Genomic DNA, 16,783 nt, shown 5'->3' on the forward strand with positions numbered 1-16,783 from the left:
GCCCGTACGAGTGGAGAGCGCGTGAAGGCGGAATCATTACGCGGGTTCCGAGAAGTTTTTCCGGACGGTCTTTGGAGGTAGCAGATCCATGCCCGAATGGGGTGGGTACGGCGGGAGCGGCAGTGGCGGGTGCGCCCGTCTGATAGATGTGGACCCCCCAAAAAGCCCCCGAGCAGATACGGGACGACGGACATGAGCGCCCCAACCCCGGCACCCGGTGACGACAGGCCCCGCGAAGGGTATTACCCGGATCCCTCCATTCCTGGATATGTCCGGTACTGGAACGGTTCCTCCTGGGTACCGGGCACGAGCCGTCCTGCGCCGTCCGACGGCGTACCGCCCGGCACGCCTCAGGCGTCCGTGCCAGGGCAGGCCCAGGCGCCGGCTCTCGCCGAGGAGACCGGCCCGTTCTTTTTCGACGAGGACCCGCAACTGTCGGGCGGTGTCCGGCAGGTGAGTCCCGCAGAGGCCCAGCACGGCAGCCGTCCGGAGCCCGCGGCCGCGTGGGGCGCCGACCGCTCCCACCAGTCCGGGTTCGGCCGCGACCAGGACCGCCGGGTGTCCTGGGGCGCGCCCCCGGGAACCGCCGACCCGCGCGTACCCCGGGCCTCGGGACCGGCCGACCAGGTCGTCCAGCCCGACGGCCGGTCCTCACGTACGGACGGCACGGCGACGATCCCGCCCGCGGACTCGGGCAGCCCCCAACCCCCGGCGTCCGGCGGCAGCGTGGTGTTCCGGCGCCCGACCGGGCCGGTACGGCCCGCGGGGTCGGAAGGCACGGGCGGTAGTACGTCCAGCGCCGGAACGTCCACCGGACCCGGTGCCGAGGACCTCCCGTCCGAGGGCACCATGACCTTCCGTCCGGTCTCCCCGCGCACTGCGCCGGAGCAGGGGAACACGGGCCCGGCCGCCTCCTCGGCGGGTGGCGGCTTCGCAGCCGGCCAGGCAGCCGCCGCCCAGGCAAACCAAGCCTCGGCAGCTCAGGTGGACCAAGCATCGTCAGCCCAGGCCGCCGCCCGGCCCGCTCCCGCCGCCGCGCGGGCCCCCGCCGTTCCCCAGCAGGTCGGCGGCACCCCCACGACGTCCGGCATCGGCGGCGGACAGCCGTCCTGGGCCCAGCAGGTGCACCGGCTCGCGGGTGAGGAGGGGCAGCCCGTCGCGCCGTGGAAGCCGCCGGTCGAGGACATCTTCACGGCGGCCGCGCGCAGGCAGTCGGCGACGCGTCCCGCGGGCCTGGGCAGGCGACTGGCCGCCCGGCTCGTGGACACCGTGGTGCTCGCCGGCGTCACCGCCGTGGCCGCCGTACCGCTGGGCACCAAGGCGATCGATCACGTCAACGAGAAGGTCGACGCGGCCAAGCTCTCAGGCGAGACCGTCACGGTCTGGCTGCTGGACGGCACGACCACCGTCTACCTCGGGATCGTCCTGGCCGTCCTGCTCGTCTTCGGCGTCCTCTACGACGCGCTGCCCACCGCCCGGTGGGGCCGCACCCTCGGCAAGAAGCTTTGCGGCATCGAGGTGTGCGACATCGAGGGCCACGAACCCCCGTCCTTCGGCGCGGCCCTGCGCCGCTGGCTCGTCTACGCCGTCACGGGCGTCCTCGGCATCGGCGTCCTCGGTGTCCTGTGGTGCCTGTTCGACAAGCCGTGGCGCCAGTGCTGGCACGACAAGGCGGCCCACACCTTCGTGGCGGCGCGGTAGTAAGGGGCGGTACGAAGCGGTGGGCGCGGCGGACGTGTACAGCCGCGGCTCATCGGACGTAGACGATCCGGTAGCCCGGTAGCCCGGTAGCCCGGTAGCCCGGTAGCCCGGTAGCCCGGTAGCCCGGACGGCCGCTCGCCGGATGCGGAGGCGGAGGGTTCGCGGTCCACTCGGGCCATGAGCAGCGAACCGCCGCCTCCGGGCTCCGGCCGGTCACCGGACGACGACCCGTTCAGGAAGCAGCCCCCGCCCGCCGAGGGCGGCGGCTCCCCGTACGACCCCTCGTACGGCGGCCAGACCCCGCCGCCCGGCGACCAGCCGCCCCCCTTCGACGGCGGAGGCGGCGATCCCTACGGCGGAGGCCCCTACGGCGGCGATCCGCTCGCCGGTATGCCGCCGCTGGCGGACAGCGGCAGGCGGGTCCTGGCGCGGATCCTCGACATGATCCTCGTGGGCATCGTGGTGTGGCTGCTGTCATGGGCGTTCGGGGTCACCGAGTACGACACGGACAAGATCGACACCGGCAAGTCCTTCGGGCAGTCGCTCGTCGCCGCCGTGCTCTACATCGGCTACGACACCGTGATGATCAGCCGCACGGGGCAGACCTTCGGCAAGAGGCTGTTCAAGCAGCGGGTGGCCAACCTCGACAACGGCGCCACGCCCTCCGTGCAGACCACGCTGATCCGCTCCCTGGTCCTGTGGATCCCGTTCGCGTTCTGCTGCGCGTGCATCTGGACAGCGATCGCGGGCGGCTGGAGCTTCTTCGACAAGCCCTACAAGCAGGGCCTGCACGACAAGGCGGCCAAGACGGTGGTGGTCAACGCCGGTTGACCGCCCGGGCGGCAACGAGAACCGGCGGGTCCGTGAGACACGGGCCCGCCGGTTCTCGTATGTGGTGACGCTCTACGGGTATCTGGGATTTCCGGGGTTACGGGTTCGCCGGCTCCCGTACAGGCTCGGAGGTCACGGAGGCGGCCATGGACGCGGTCTCCCGCTGTGCGGGGACGCGCTTCGCCAGCAGGGGTACGACGGGCACCTGCACGGTGCGCGCGGGCTTCGGCAGCGGAACCGTCATGGCGACGAGGAGTCCGAGAACGAGTGCCGAGAGGGTGATCGCCACGATCCCCACGCCCGAACTCGTCTGAGACAGCAGCAGCATGGCGAGGGTGGAGAAGATCACGGTGCAGGAACCGTAGGCGAGCTGTGCGGCGGTCGGACGAGGCATGTCAGTCGTTCGCGGCATGGCAATCGTTTCCTCGGCTGGGGGTGCTCCCCCCAGGTGCCTCTCGCGATGGGGGAGGGGGCGGATGAAGCATTGAGGGTGGGGCTGCGAATCGGGGGCCGACAACGGTGTCGACTTGGCAATCCATCGAATATCCGACGTGCCGCCAGCCGACTCTATTCGCCTGCATGCCCGAGTGGAACGGCCGGTAAGCGTGACCTAACCCACGGTGCCGGAGCACAGGGGGCGCACGGAGTCATCACGTCCAGGAAGTGGACGTCCGGGCGCGCCTGTTGAGCGGTGCGGTGGCACTCCGGATGGTGATCGGATGGCGAACGACTGCCCCTCATAGTGCAGTTGCCAGGTTCAAGTCAAGATCTGTCTTTTCTTTGGCAACTCCTGTCCAATGTCGTCACTTGACACGCGTATACGCGCGCGGACCCCATGACCTGGACCCCTCCATCCGCGCGGACGGGCGCGAGGGAGGACATCAAGTGACCAGCAGATCATGGACGTTCAGAGGGGCGGCGGTGGGCGTCGCCCTCGCGGCAGCCACCGCAACGTTCTCGACGTTCGCCGTGGCGCAGGCCGACGCCGGCGCGTCGGCCCCGACGGTGGACCGCCGTGACCCGGCAGCGCCTGCCGCGAGCGACACCGAGCACGACCTCAAGGGCCCGTTCACGGACAGCGAGGCGGCTCAGCGCGAAGAGGCCCTTCAGCAGGTCATATCCGGCGAGGCCAAGGCCCAGGAGCGCAACGGCTCGCAGGTCGTGCAGCTCAGCAAGGGCAAGTACGTCGAGCTCGCCCGGGAGAAGACCGACAAGATCTTCACCATCCTGGTCGAGTTCGGCGACCAGGTCGACCCCCGCTACGGCGGCACCGTCGGCCCGCAGCACAACGAGATAGCCGAGCCGGACCCCACCAAGGACAACAGCACGGCCTGGCAGGCGGACTACAACCAGGAGCACTTCCAGGACCTGTACTTCGGCGAGGGCACCGCTTCGCTGAAGACGTACTACGAGAAGCAGTCCTCGGGCCGCTACTCGGTCGACGGTGAGGTCGCGGACTGGGTCACGGTCCCCTACAACGAGGCCCGTTACGGCTCCAACGACGCGAACACCGGCGCCTGGTACGCGGTGCAGGACGGCGTCACCGCCTGGGTCGCGGCGCAGGAGGCAGCAGGCGCGACCGACGCGGAGATCAAGGCGCAGCTGGCCGAGTACGACCAGTGGGACCGCTACGACTTCGACGGCGACGGCAACTTCAACGAGCCCGACGGCTACATCGACCACTTCCAGATCGTGCACGCCGGTGAGGACGAGTCCGCGGGCGGCGGCGCCCAGGGCGCGGACGCCATCTGGGCCCACCGCTGGTACGCGTTCGGCACCGACGCCGGTGCCACCGGACCCGAGGGCAACAAGCTCGGCGGCGCCGCGATCGGCGACACCGGCATCTGGGTCGGCGACTACACCATCCAGCCGGAGAACGGCGGACTCGGCGTCTACGCCCACGAGTACGGCCACGACCTCGGTCTGCCGGACCACTACGACACCAGCGGCGGCGAGAACTCCACCGGTTTCTGGACCCTGATGTCGTCCGGTTCCTGGCTCGGCACCGGCGAGGGCGAGATCGGCAACCTGCCCGGCGACATGACCGCCTGGGACAAGCTGCAGCTCGGCTGGCTCAACTACGACACGGCGCAGGCCGCGACGAAGTCGAAGCACACCCTGGGCGTCGCCGAGTACAACACCAAGAACGCGCAGGCGCTCGTCGTCGAGCTGCCCGAGAAGACGGTCACCAACGAGATCGTCGAACCGGCGCAGGGCGCGACCCAGTGGTGGAGCGGCAGCGGCGACAACCTCTCCAACACGCTGACCCGTTCGGTCGACCTGACGGGCAAGTCGGCGGCCACGCTGACCCTTGACGGCTGGTGGGACATCGAGGCGGGCTACGACTACCTCTACACCGAGGTCTCCACCGATGGCGGCGCCACCTGGACGGCCATCGACGGCACCGCGGACGGCGCGGCCATCAGCCGTGACGGCAGCGGCAAGCCGGCGCTCGACGGCACGACGGCGGCGTACACGAAGCTGTCGTACCCGCTGGACGCCTACGCGGGCCAGAACATCGGCCTGCGCTTCCGCTACGCGACCGACGGCGGCGTGGCCCAGAAGGGCTTCGCGGCCGACGAGATCAGCGTCACCGCGGACGGCACCGCCCTCTTCTCGGACAACGCGGAGACCGCGGACGCGGCTTGGACCGTCGACGGCTTCTCCCGTATCGGCGCGGCCATCACGGACGACTACCCGCAGTACTACATCGCCGAGAACCGCCAGTACGTGTCGTACGACAAGACCCTCAAGGTCGGCCCGTACAACTTCGGCTTCGCGACGACCCGTCCGGACTGGGTGGAGCACTTCCCGTACCAGAACGGCCTGTTGATCTGGAAGTGGGACACCTCCCAGGCGGACAACAACACCAGCGTCCACCCGGGCGCCGGTCTGGTGCTGCCGATCGACGCCCACCCGGCGGCGCTGAAGTGGTCCAACGGCACGCTGATGCGCAGCCGCATCCAGACGTACGACTCGCCCTTCAGCCTGTACCGCACCGACGGCATCACGCTGCACAACGCGGACGTCGCGACCAAGATCCCTTCGAAGAAGGGTGTCTCGGTCTTCAACGACCGCACCAACACCTACTACGACACGAGCACCCCGCTCGCCGGGGTCAAGATCACTGACACCAACACCAAGATCACGATCGTCAAGGAGGCCCTGAACGGCTCCACGATCTCGCTCCAGGTCGGCCCTGCGGTGAAGTAAGCGTCATTTCCCCAGGTCAGAGCATGATCGGCCGCGACCCCCTGGCGGGTCGCGGCCGATCGTGTTTAGGTGCGTCCTGTGATTCCCTTATTGACACCGGACCGCACGGGGGTGTGACTTTTCATGGCCGCAGGAGGTTTCTGCAAGCTGCCGAACGGCAGCGTGGTGGTGGCACTGAACCTGCCCAGCCCGTCCAGCCCGGCTGCCCTGTCGGCCACGGGCGCCGGCTGCGTACGGGTACTCGTGGTGGCCCAGAACCGGGCCCGCGCGCTGACGAGGCTGCGCAACCTGGGCATGCGCGCGGTGTACCTGCGGGGCAACGCCCAGCCGCCCAGCCCGGACGAGATCACCGCGGTCCTGCACCATCCCGACGGCCTGATATGGCGCACGGCACCGGTCCCTGACAACGGTGTCTCCGTCAGCCCGACCATGGGCCCGGAACTCGTCCAGGAGCTGTGGCACCCGATCCGGGCGCTGATGCGCAGACCCACGGCGCCCCAAGGCCTGTAGGGGCTTCCAGGGCGCGCTGGACCGCTCAGACCACCGGCTTGCCGGTCAGCTCCACGCCCGCGATCCGCAGCTCCTCCAGAGCGCGGTTCGTGGTCTCCTCGGCCACTCCGGCCGTCAGGTCGAGCAGGACCTGTGTACGGAAGCCCTCGCGGGCGGCGTCCAGGGCGGTGGCGCGTACGCAGTGGTCGGTGGCGATGCCCACGACGTCCACCTCGTCGATCTCCCGGGCCCGCAGCCAGTCCGCCAGCGTCACCCCGTTCTCGTCGGCGCCCTCGAAGCCGCTGTACGCCGCCGCGTACGCGCCCTTGTCGAAGACGGCGTCGATCGCGCCGGAGGCGACGACCGGAGCGAAGTTCGGGTGGAAGCCGACGCCTTCGGTGCCGGCCACGCAGTGCGCGGGCCAGGAGTGGACGTAGTCGGGGTTGTCGGCGAAGTGGCCACCGGGGGCGATGTGGTGGTCGCGGGTCGCCACGACATGGCGGTAGCCGGCGGGGGCCTGCCCGATCAGCTCGGTGATGGCGGCGGCCACGTCGGCACCTCCGGCCACCGCGAGGCTGCCCCCCTCGCAGAAGTCGTTCTGTACGTCTACGACGATCAAGGCGCGGCGCATGGTCGGTGTCCTTCGGCTCGGCGGGCGATCGGTGGCGTCGATGGGGGGGTGCGGGCCCGGCCTGTGAGTTACCGAGCCTAGAGACTTCGAGTGCCCTCCGGGAGGGGCGTTGGGCTGCCGCGCTGTGCCCAAGGGGGTGTGGAAGCGACGCTTGCGCGGTGTGGAGGAGCCGCTTGTGCGGTGTGCAGGGGCGTGGCCGTTGCATTCCCGCTCACCGGTTGTTCATGCGCTCGCGCCGTAGCCGTACGGAGTACGTCAGACGTACTCGGTCGGGATGACCGCCTCTCCGCGCGAGAGCTGGGTGGCCGACAGCGGCAGGTTGGCGCGGGCGGCCGCGTGCCGCTCCCGTACGACGTCGAGGGGCTCGCGGGCGATGACCTGACCGCCCTTGACCAGCTCGACCAGGAGCTGCCGGTCGGCCAGCTCGCCCGGCACCGGACCGATGCCGATCACCTCGGCCTCGGCGACCCCGTGCTCGTCCAGGCGCCGCGCGGCCCACTTGCGCCCGCCGATGGACGTCTTGCCGCCGGAGGACTTCTTGGCCACCGCCTCCAGCGGATCCCTCGGGTCCGCCGACTCGGCGCGTGCGACCAGCTTGTAGACCATGGAGCAGGTCGGATGGCCGGATCCCGTCACCAGCTGGGTGCCGACGCCGTACGCGTCCACGGGCGCCGCCGCCAGCGAGGCGATCGCGTACTCGTCCAGGTCGGAGGTCACGATGATCCGCGTGCCGGTCGCGCCCAGCTCGTCCAGTTGCTGCCGTACCCGGTGCGCGACGAGGAGAAGGTCCCCGGAGTCGATGCGGACGGCGCCCAGCTCGGGCCCCGCCACCTCGACGGCCGTCCGGACCGCCGCCGCGACGTCGTACGTGTCCACGAGCAGCGTGGTGCCCCGGCCGAGCGAGTTCACCTGGGCCTGGAAGGCGTCCCGCTCGTGGTCGTGGAGCAGGGTGAAGGCGTGCGCGGAGGTCCCCACGGTCGGGATGCCGTAGCGGAAACCGGCGGCCAGGTCGGAGGTGGTCGTGAAGCCACCGACGTACGCGGCCCGTGCGGCGGCCACGGCGGCCAGCTCGTGGGTGCGCCGGGCCCCCATCTCGATCAGCGGGCGCCCGCCCGCCGCCGAGGCCATCCGGGAGGCGGCGGCCGCGATCGCCGAGTCGTGGTTGAGGATGGAGAGGATCACCGTCTCCAGGAGCACGCATTCGGCGAACGACCCCTCGACCCGCAGGATCGGCGAGCCGGGGAAGTACACCTCGCCCTCCGGGTAGCCCCAGATGTCCCCGCCGAAGCGGTAGCCGGCGAGCCAGTCCAGGGTCGGCTCGTCCACGATTTCACGCTCGCGCAGAAAGCCGAGGACGTCCGCGTCGAAGCGGAAGTTCTCGACGGCGTCGAGAACGCGCCCGGTCCCGGCCACCACGCCGTAGCGCCGCCCCTCGGGCAGCCTCCGGGTGAAGACCTCGAAGACCGAGCGCCGCTCGGCCGTCCCCGCCGCCAGGGCGGCCTGCAGCATCGTCAGCTCGTACTGGTCGGTGAAGAGCGCCGTAGAAGGAACGTCCACCGGCAGCCCAAGGTCCGCTGTGTTCATAGGACCGGATCGTACCCCCATCTCGTCACTCTGACGATTTGTGGGTCGGGGTTTGTGGGACCGACCGGCGTTGTGTGGTCCGTTTGTGCGAGTACCCCCCTCTGGTGGCAGCATGGGCCGTGTGACGGCTCCCGCACCCCTAGAGACCGAGAAGACCGAGTCGGCGGAGGAGGTCTTCGCCGTACCCGAGCCCGACGTTCCCTGGCTGACGATCGTCCACAACGACCCGGTCAACCTCATGAGCTACGTGACGTATGTCTTCCAGACGTACTTCGGCTACACCAAGGACAAGGCCACCAAGCTCATGATGGACGTTCACCACAAGGGCCGGGCGGTGGTCTCCAGCGGATCCCGCGAGGAGATGGAGCGCGACGTACAGGCCATGCACGGCTACGGTCTGTGGGCCACCCTTCAGCAGGACCGCAAGTGAGCCCACGTGGCGAGAACCGGAAACAGCACCGAGCGGACCGGAAGCAGCGACGCAACCTGATGCCTGGACACTTCGAACCGATCCCCGGCGGCGGCGCGGCCGTCGCGCTCGACGAGGTCGAGATCTCCATCATTCGCTCCCTCGCCGTCCAGCTCCTGGAGCTCATCGGTCCCGGGCCCGCCGAGAACACCCCCGACGACCCGCTCGCCGAACTGTTCGCGGAGGGCCCCAGCGAGCCGCCCTCCGACCCCGTGCTGCAACGCCTCTTCCCCGACGCGTACAGCGGCCCCGACGTCGAGGCCCACTCGCCGGAACAGGCCGAGGAACAGCGCGCCTACTCCTCGGAGTTCCGCCGCTTCACCGAGAACGACCTGCGCGCGGGCAAGCGCGGATGCGCCCTCACGGTGGTCCGCTCGCTGGACGCGGTGGCATCCGGCGACGGCGGGGCGGTCGTCAAGCTGTCCGCCGACGAGGCCGAGCAGTGGCTGCGCGCGCTGAACGACCTGCGCCTGGCGATCGGCGCCCGGCTCGACGTCGTCGCCGAGGAGGACACCGACCTCCTCTACCGGCTGCCGGACGAGGACCCGCGCAAGCCGATGGTGATGGCGTATCTGTGGCTGGGCGGGCTCCAGGAGACGCTCGTCGAAGCCCTGATGCCCTGAGTCGCGGCGGGGTCCGCGTTCGCTCATGAGACGCTCGTCGAAGCCCTGATGCCCTGATCCACGACGAGGTCCGCGCTCGCTCGGAGGACGCTCAGAGGACGCTCAAATCCGGATAACGATCACGTCACCATGACCGCGTCCTATGGGGCGCGGTTCGTCGTTTGTCCGGGTCTTTCTGTGGTGTGCGCAACACGACCCCCCGTCGATCAACATTGCGGCCGTGATAAATCTTCACGACCGCCCGACAGGACACCACCCACGTCCGGTCGGGTGCGCCACCGAGCCGGCGGATCGCCGGCCAGGCACAGCTCCACGTATCCGGGGGGATCGGAACCCGATCCGAGGCCAGACGACTGGCCCGGACCGGCATGGAGAAAGGCGCACCACACATGACCTCATCGCAGGTCGACAAGCAGTACGACAGCGACGGCAGTGAGGTCGTGGGCGGCGACGCCCCCGAAGAGGGGTACGAGCGCGGGCTCGGCAGCCGCCAGGTCCAGATGATCGCGATCGGCGGCGCCATCGGCGTCGGCCTCTTCCTGGGCGCCGGGGCGAACATCGCCAAGGCCGGGCCCAGCCTCATCCTCATGTACGCCCTCGCCGGCGTGATCATCTTCTTCATCATGCGGGCGCTCGGCGAACTGCTGCTCTACCGCCCGGTCTCGGGCTCCTTCGCGGAGTACTCCCGCGAGTTCCTCGGCCCGTTCTTCGGCTACTTCACCGGCTGGACGTACTGGCTGATGTGGGTCGTCACCGGCATGGCGGAGCTCACCGCCGCCGCGATCTACGTCAACTACTGGTTCCCGTCGGTCCCCCGGTGGGCGACGGCCCTGGTCTTCCTGGTCGTCCTCTTCGTGGCCAACCTGATCTCGGTGAAGCTCTTCGGCGAGATCGAGTTCTGGTTCTCGATGGTCAAGGTCACCGCGCTCATCGGCATGATCGTGATCGGCCTCGGCGTCCTCACCTTCGGCTTCAGCGCGGCCGGTGACACCGCCACCGTCGCCAACCTCTATCAGGTCGACGGCTTCTTCCCCAAGGGCATCGGCTCCTCCCTGATGACCCTCCAGGGCGTCATGTTCGCCTACCTGGCGGTCGAACTGGTCGGCGTCACGGCGGGCGAGTCCGAGAACCCCGAGAAGACCCTCCCCAAGGCCATCAACACCCTGCCCTGGCGCATCGCGCTCTTCTACGTCGGCGCCCTCACCGTCATCCTCTGCGTCGTGAAGTGGACGGAGTTCGCACCGGGAGTCAGCCCCTTCGTCGAGGCCTTCGCGAAGATCGGCATCCCGGCGGGCGCGGCCATCGTCAACTTCGTGGTCCTCACCGCCGCCCTGTCGTCCTGCAACTCGGGCATGTACTCCACGGGCCGCATGCTGCGCACCCTGGCGGACAGCGGAGAGGCCCCGAAGGTCTTCAGCAGGCTCTCCTCGACCAAGACCCCGGCGTTCGGCATCACCGTCTCCGTGCTCTTCATGGGCATCGGCGTGATCCTGAACTACATCGTCCCGGAGAAGGCCTTCGGCTACGTCGTCTCGGTCGCCACCGCGGCCGGCATCTGGACCTGGCTGATGATCCTGATCAGCCACATCCTGTACCGCCGCGCGGTCGACGCCGGGCGCCTGCCCGCCTCCTCCTTCCCGGCCCCGGGCGGCGCGAAGCTCAGCTGGGTCGCGGTCGTCTTCCTGCTCTTCGTCACCTGCCTGATCGCGTACGACGCCGACTCCCGCGTCTGCCTTTACGTGATGGCCGTCTGGGCCGCCGTCCTGGGCATCGGCTGGGCCATCCTCAAGGTGCGGAACCCGCAGGTCGCCGAGCGCCGCGACCCGGTCTTCGAGAAGACCGGCTGACCCCTTCGGTTCACTATGTGGGCCGCCCCGTACCACTCTTCGGTACGGGGCGGCCTTCTGCTTATCCTGGCCAGCATGCTGACCATCACCCAGGCCCTGTTCGACCAGATCGTCGCGCACGCACGCCAGGACCACCCCGACGAGGCATGCGGCGTCGTAGCGGGCCCGGAGGGCACCGACCGCCCCGAGCGGTTCATCCCGATGCTCAACGCGGCCCGCTCACCCACGTTCTACGAGTTCGACTCCGGCGACCTGCTCAAGCTGTACCGCGAGCTGGACGACCGCGACGAGGAGCCCGTCGTCATCTACCACTCGCACACGGCGACCGAGGCATACCCCTCCCGCACCGACATCGCGTACGCCAACGAGCCGGGCGCCCACTACGTGCTGGTCTCCACGGCGGACTCGGACGACGCCGGGCCCTTCCAGTTCCGCTCGTACCGGATCGTCGAGGGCGTGGTGACGGAGGAGGAGATCAAGGTGGTGGAGGCGTACTGAGCCTCAGGAAAGGCGTACTTGAGTCCCCGCAAAGGGGTCCTGAGTCTCTGCGAAGGCGTCCGGTCCCGCATTTCGGTCGGATTCCGTCCACCATCTGATATCACAGTCCGGGACCCGGACCGGGAATCGATACGATGACCCCATGGTTTCCCACGACGTGAGCGAGAAGACGCCGGGCATACTGCTCGTGGCGCGGCTGCACGTCGACCTGTGCAGGCTGCAGAGTGCCATCTGTACGCGCTGACTCCTGCCGCCGCCGTACGGCCGTGAGCCGCGGCTCCGCAAACCGGCGTACACCTTGATCCACCGCGCTGCCGCGCGCCCACCGACCTGACTTTCCTCCCGACAGGAGCCCGCAACCATGGCCATCGAGGTCCGCATCCCCACCATCCTCCGCACCTACACCGACGGCCAGAAGGCCGTCGAGGGCGGCGGGGAGACCCTCGCCGAGCTGTTCGCCGACCTCGAAACCCGGCACACGGGCATCCAGGCCCGCATCGTGGACGGCGGCGAACTGCGCCGCTTCGTCAACGTCTACCTGAACGACGAGGACGTCCGCTTCCTCGAAGGCATCAACACCAAGCTGACCGACGGCGACAACGTGACGATTCTGCCGGCCGTGGCCGGCGGCATGGTCTGATCGGGCTCTGATCACTGATGCGTTACGACTCCCCGCTCGCCGCGGTGGGCAACACCCCGCTGGTGCGCCTGCCGCGGCTCTCGCCCTCCCAGGACGTGCGTATCTGGGCCAAGCTGGAGGACCGCAATCCGACCGGCTCGGTCAAGGACCGACCGGCACTGCACATGGTCGAACAGGCGGAGAAGGACGGCCGGTTGACGCCCGGCTGCACGATCCTGGAGCCGACGTCCGGCAACACGGGCATCTCGCTGGCCATGGCGGCGAAGCTCAAGGGCTACCGCATGGTCTGCGTCATGCCGGAGAACACCTCGCACGAGCGGCGTGAGCTGCTGGGCATGTGGGGCGCGGAGATCATCCCCTCGCCCGCGGCCGGTGGCTCCAACACCGCCGTGCGCGTCGCCAAGGAGCTCGCCGCCGAGCACCCGGACTGGGTGATGCTCTACCAGTACGGCAACCCCGACAACGCGGGCGCCCACTACGCCACCACCGGCCCCGAGATCCTCGCCGACCTCCCCTCCGTGACCCACTTCGTGGCGGGCCTCGGCACCACGGGCACCCTCATGGGCGTCGGCCGCTTCCTGCGCGAGCACAAGCCGGACGTGAAGATCGTCGCCGCCGAGCCGCGCTACGACGACCTGGTGTACGGGCTTCGCAACCTCGACGAGGGCTTCGTCCCCGAGCTGTACGACGCGTCCGTCCTCACCACCCGCTTCTCCGTCGGCTCGGCGGACGCGGTCACCCGCACCCGGGAGCTGCTCCAGCAGGAGGGCATCTTCGCGGGCGTCTCCACGGGGGCCGCACTGCACGCCGCGATCGGGGTCGGCAAGAAGGCCCTCGCCGCGGGGGAGGCAGCCGACATCGTGTTCGTCGTGGCCGACGGAGGCTGGAAGTACCTGTCGACGGGGGTCTACACGGCCGCGACGACGGAGGAAGCGATCGAGACGTTGCAGGGGCAGTTGTGGGCGTAGGGGTGTAGCGGTGGGTTTTTTCGCCCCCTCCGCCCCTACCCGTCCCTTGTTCCTGGGGGCTGCGCCCCCAGACCCCCCTGTCGCGCTGAACGCGCTCGTCCTCAAACGCCGGACGGGCTGAAAGCCTCCAGGCTCAGCCCGCCAGATACCTCACCTGATCCCACAGCACCGGATCCACCACCCCCACCCGCCGCCGGAAGTCCCGCACCGCGACCTCCCGCAGCTCATCCGTCTCAAGGAAGCTCGGCCGCCCCCGGGCATCGCCGACCGCGCCGGGCGGCAGCGGAATCACCCCGGCCCGCTCGTCGTGGTACTTGCTGGTGATCTTCGCGACGGTGACCACCTCGCCCCGCACACCCAGCACGAGACACGGCCGGTCCTTGCCCCCCGGCCCGTCCTCGTAGGGAACGTTCGCCCACCAGATCTCCGCCGCCTGAGGCCGCGGCACCCGCCCCCGCCGCGGCCCACCCGGCCGGCCGGGCGGCCGCGTACGCCGGGACGGCTTACGCCCTCGCCCCCAGCCGTCCACAAGAGTCGCGACCAGCGCGAGCAGCACCACGGCCGCCAGCGCGATCCACCAGGACGTGTCCATAGCAACGAAGGTACCGGTGCGTCACCCTGGCCGCCCCCCCACCCGGACGGGGCCGCCCCGCCCGGACCCCGCCCGAGGTCCATCCGAACCGGTGACAGCACAGGTGAGTTCGCCCACAACAGCCCCTGGTGGAGGAGCGACCGGCCCTTTTGCGCCTTACGCTCGACGGACCGCACGACCCCCGTTTCCCGCATCTGCTCCGAGTGTCTGCGCTGAGGATCCGCTCACCGCATCTACTCTCTGCACTTCCTGTCAGCGCGGAGGTTCCAGCTCATATGAAGCTCACCGTCGTCGGCTGCTCGGGGTCGTTCCCGTCCGCGGAATCGGCCTGCTCGAGCTACCTCGTAGAGGCCGACGGCTTCCGGCTGCTTCTCGACATGGGCAATGGTGCCCTTGGCGAGTTGCAGCGCCACTGCGGTCTTTACGACCTCGACGCGATCTTCCTCAGCCATCTGCACGCCGACCACTGCATCGACATGTGCGCGTATTTCGTCGCGCGCTACTACCGTCACGACGGGGGCCGCGCCGGCCCGATCCCCGTCTACGGACCCGAGGGCACGGAGCACCGCCTCACCACCGCCTACGCGGACACGCCCACCGCCTCGTCGATGAGCGAGGTGTTCGACTTCCACACGGTCAAGCCGGGCACCTTCGAGGTCGGCCCGTTCACCCTGCACACGGAGCGGGTGCGCCACCCCGTGGAGGCGTACGGCATCCGCGTGGAGCACGGCGGACGCGCCCTGACCTACTCCGGGGACACGGGCGTGTGCGATTCCCTCGACGAACTCGCCCGCGACAGCGACCTGTTCCTCTGCGAGGCCGCGTTCACGTACGGCAAGGAGAACATCCCCGACCTCCACCTCAACGGCCGCGAGGCAGGCGAAACCGCCACCCGCGCCGGCGCCCGCAAGCTCGTCCTCACTCACATCCCGCCGTGGACGGACCCCCAGATCAACCTGGCGGACGCGCGCGGTGTGTACACCGGACCGGTGGAGCTGGCAGCGCCCAGGGCGACGTACGAGATCTAGAACCGGCAACAAGGAGGGCCCCGGAACCGATCGGTTCCGGGGCCCTCCTTGTTGCCGTACGGGCTCATGCCCGGGGGAGGAGGCTCACACCTTGGTGAGGTCCTCGACCTCCTCCTCGGGCTCGCGGCCCGGGGTGGGGAGGTTCCACTTGACGATCGCGAAGCGGAAGACGACGTAGTAGATGGCGCCGAAGACCAGGCCGACGGGGATCAGCAGCCATGGCTTGGTGGAGATGCCCCAGTTGATGAAGACGTCGATGAAGCCGGCCGAGAAGCTGAAGCCCATGTGCATGCCCAGCGCCCAGGTCACGGCCATCGAGATCGCGGTCAGCACCGCGTGGATCGCGTACAGCACTGGTGCGATGAACATGAACGAGAACTCGATCGGCTCGGTCACACCGGTGACGAAGGAGGTCAGGGCCAGCGACACCATCATGCCCATCACGGCCTTGCGGCGCTCGGGGCGGGCGGTGTGCGCCATGGCGAGGGCGGCGGCCGGCAGGCCGAACATCATGATCGGGAAGAAGCCCGTCATGAACTGACCGGCGGTCGGGTCGCCGGCGAAGAAGCGCGGCAGGTCGCCGTGGACGACGGTGCCCGCGGAGTCGGTGAAGTCGCCGATCTGGAACCAGGCCACGGAGTTGACGAACTGGTGCATGCCGATCGGGATCAGCGCGCGGTTGATCAGGCCGAAGAGGGCCGCGCCGAAGGAGCCGAGGCCGGTCATCCACTCGCCGAAGTTGGTGATGACGTCACCGATGGGCTGCCAGCCGAGGGCGACCAGGACACCGAGGATGACGCCGACTACGGAGGTGATGATCGGCACGAGACGGCGGCCGTTGAAGAAGCCCAGCCAGTCGACCAGCTTGGTGCGGTGGAAGCGCTGCCACAGCACGGCCGTCAGCAGGCCGAGGATGATGCCGCCGAGTACGCCCGGGTTCTGGAAGGTCGCGGTAGTGGCGGCCTCGGTGCCCTTCTGCCAGAAGCCGCCGCCGAGTCCGGTCGCCGTGTAGGTGGCGCCCTCGTGGCCGTCCTTGATCGGGAACTGGTGGATCACCGCGTAGTAGGTGAGGAAGCCGACGACGGCGGCGAGGGCCGTCGAGCCGTCGGCCTTCTTCGCGAAGCCGATGGCCACGCCTATACAGAACAGCAGGGGCAGCCCGAAGGAGCTGTCCAGCAGGGCGCCGCCGGCTCCGGCGAACACCTTCGCCACATCGGCGGGGATGTGGAACCTCTCCTGGGAGTCCGCTTGCCCGAACCGCAGCAGGAGGCCCGCCGCCGGCAGCACGGCGATCGGGAGCTGGAGACTGCGGCCGACTTTCTGCAGGCCCTGGAACAGACCGGATCCCCGCTTCTTCGCGGGTGCCGCCGTTGTGCTGGCGGTGCTCATAGTTCCTCCATGTACCGGAGCTGCCCGGGGGGACGAAATGGGGACGAGAAGGGGGAAACGGGGATGAAGCAGGGGGTAGGCAGCTACCACGTGGTCTACACCACTTAGTGGTGTAGACCTGTTTTAGCACGGTGAAGGTGGGATAAGGAACCCGCCAATTTTGTGGCCTGGGCCATAGTGGATGAAGCGGTCGTAAGTGGTCTTGTTCATGACGAAGGGCCCCCGGACCAGCAGGTCCGGGGGCCCTTGACCAGGGGCACTTACTCTCTGGTGTGCTATG

General features: G+C 69.2%; 17 protein-coding genes. 12 read left to right on the forward strand and 5 right to left on the reverse strand.

Going from position 1 to position 16,783, the window contains the following annotated elements; genetic code table 11:
• Window positions 1-192: 192 nt before the first annotated feature.
• Complete coding sequence (locus AB0N66_RS08545; protein ID WP_365430383.1) at window positions 193-1,701, forward strand: RDD family protein; 1,509 nt, start codon at window positions 193-195, stop codon at window positions 1,699-1,701.
• Window positions 1,702-1,878: 177 nt separating this feature from the next.
• Window positions 1,879-2,532 carry an RDD family protein gene (locus tag AB0N66_RS08550; protein WP_365430385.1) on the forward strand — a complete coding sequence of 218 codons (654 nt, stop codon included), beginning with the start codon at window positions 1,879-1,881 and terminating at the stop codon, window positions 2,530-2,532.
• Window positions 2,533-2,629: 97 nt separating this feature from the next.
• On the opposite strand, the gene AB0N66_RS08555 is transcribed toward AB0N66_RS08550, so the two are convergent.
• Window positions 2,630-2,926, reverse strand: coding sequence for a hypothetical protein (locus tag AB0N66_RS08555; RefSeq protein ID WP_365430907.1), 297 nt, complete (start codon window positions 2,924-2,926; stop codon window positions 2,630-2,632).
• 491 nt (window positions 2,927-3,417) lie between these two features.
• Here AB0N66_RS08555 and AB0N66_RS08560 point away from each other — a divergent pair, with 491 nt between their 5' ends.
• Entirely contained in the window at window positions 3,418-5,745 is a 2,328-nt protein-coding gene (locus tag AB0N66_RS08560) for an immune inhibitor A domain-containing protein (RefSeq protein WP_365430387.1), read from the forward strand.
• A 123-nt stretch (window positions 5,746-5,868) separates the two neighbouring features.
• Window positions 5,869-6,255 carry a hypothetical protein gene (locus AB0N66_RS08565; RefSeq protein WP_365430389.1) on the forward strand — a complete coding sequence of 129 codons (387 nt, stop codon included), beginning with the start codon at window positions 5,869-5,871 and terminating at the stop codon, window positions 6,253-6,255.
• Between the two features lie 25 nt (window positions 6,256-6,280).
• On the opposite strand, the gene AB0N66_RS08570 is transcribed toward AB0N66_RS08565, so the two are convergent.
• Both AB0N66_RS08570 and AB0N66_RS08575 read right to left on the reverse strand, forming a co-directional pair.
• Entirely contained in the window at window positions 6,281-6,865 is a 585-nt protein-coding gene (locus AB0N66_RS08570) for an isochorismatase family protein (RefSeq protein WP_365430391.1), read from the reverse strand.
• Window positions 6,866-7,120: 255 nt separating this feature from the next.
• Window positions 7,121-8,449 carry a nicotinate phosphoribosyltransferase gene (locus tag AB0N66_RS08575; RefSeq protein WP_365430393.1) on the reverse strand — a complete coding sequence of 443 codons (1,329 nt, stop codon included), beginning with the start codon at window positions 8,447-8,449 and terminating at the stop codon, window positions 7,121-7,123.
• Between the two features lie 112 nt (window positions 8,450-8,561).
• Between AB0N66_RS08575 and clpS the strand changes: the two genes are divergently transcribed.
• The 7 genes from clpS to AB0N66_RS08610 all read left to right on the forward strand — a co-directional run bounded on the left by clpS (window position 8,562) and on the right by AB0N66_RS08610 (window position 13,494).
• Window positions 8,562-8,879 carry an ATP-dependent Clp protease adapter ClpS gene (gene clpS, locus AB0N66_RS08580; protein WP_365430395.1) on the forward strand — a complete coding sequence of 106 codons (318 nt, stop codon included), beginning with the start codon at window positions 8,562-8,564 and terminating at the stop codon, window positions 8,877-8,879.
• 59 nt (window positions 8,880-8,938) lie between these two features.
• Window positions 8,939-9,541: a DUF2017 domain-containing protein gene (locus tag AB0N66_RS08585; protein ID WP_365430397.1), complete on the forward strand. Its 603-nt coding sequence runs from the start codon at window positions 8,939-8,941 to the stop codon at window positions 9,539-9,541.
• Window positions 9,542-9,930: 389 nt separating this feature from the next.
• Window positions 9,931-11,388: an amino acid permease gene (locus tag AB0N66_RS08590; RefSeq protein ID WP_365430399.1), complete on the forward strand. Its 1,458-nt coding sequence runs from the start codon at window positions 9,931-9,933 to the stop codon at window positions 11,386-11,388.
• Between the two features lie 75 nt (window positions 11,389-11,463).
• Entirely contained in the window at window positions 11,464-11,886 is a 423-nt protein-coding gene (locus AB0N66_RS08595) for a M67 family metallopeptidase (protein ID WP_365430401.1), read from the forward strand.
• Between the two features lie 142 nt (window positions 11,887-12,028).
• Window positions 12,029-12,130 carry a putative leader peptide gene (locus tag AB0N66_RS08600; RefSeq protein ID WP_365430403.1) on the forward strand — a complete coding sequence of 34 codons (102 nt, stop codon included), beginning with the start codon at window positions 12,029-12,031 and terminating at the stop codon, window positions 12,128-12,130.
• Window positions 12,131-12,247: 117 nt separating this feature from the next.
• Entirely contained in the window at window positions 12,248-12,526 is a 279-nt protein-coding gene (locus AB0N66_RS08605) for a MoaD/ThiS family protein (RefSeq protein WP_365430405.1), read from the forward strand.
• A 17-nt stretch (window positions 12,527-12,543) separates the two neighbouring features.
• Complete coding sequence (locus AB0N66_RS08610; protein ID WP_365430407.1) at window positions 12,544-13,494, forward strand: cysteine synthase; 951 nt, start codon at window positions 12,544-12,546, stop codon at window positions 13,492-13,494.
• A 133-nt stretch (window positions 13,495-13,627) separates the two neighbouring features.
• On the opposite strand, the gene AB0N66_RS08615 is transcribed toward AB0N66_RS08610, so the two are convergent.
• Complete coding sequence (locus tag AB0N66_RS08615; RefSeq protein WP_365430409.1) at window positions 13,628-14,086, reverse strand: type II toxin-antitoxin system PemK/MazF family toxin; 459 nt, start codon at window positions 14,084-14,086, stop codon at window positions 13,628-13,630.
• Window positions 14,087-14,361: 275 nt separating this feature from the next.
• On the opposite strand from AB0N66_RS08615, the gene AB0N66_RS08620 reads away from it, so the two are divergent.
• The gene (locus AB0N66_RS08620) at window positions 14,362-15,114 is read left to right on the forward strand and encodes an MBL fold metallo-hydrolase (RefSeq protein ID WP_365430411.1); all 753 of its coding nucleotides are present in this window, start codon (window positions 14,362-14,364) and stop codon (window positions 15,112-15,114) included.
• A gap of 84 nt (window positions 15,115-15,198) precedes the next feature.
• Here AB0N66_RS08620 and AB0N66_RS08625 read toward each other — a convergent pair whose 3' ends face one another.
• Entirely contained in the window at window positions 15,199-16,503 is a 1,305-nt protein-coding gene (locus AB0N66_RS08625; RefSeq protein ID WP_365430413.1) for a PTS transporter subunit EIIC, read from the reverse strand.
• Between the last annotated feature and the right edge of the window lie 280 nt (window positions 16,504-16,783).

Origin of the sequence: Streptomyces sp. NPDC093544, from assembly GCF_040683495.1 — a bacterium.
Lineage (GTDB): Bacteria > Actinomycetota > Actinomycetes > Streptomycetales > Streptomycetaceae > Streptomyces.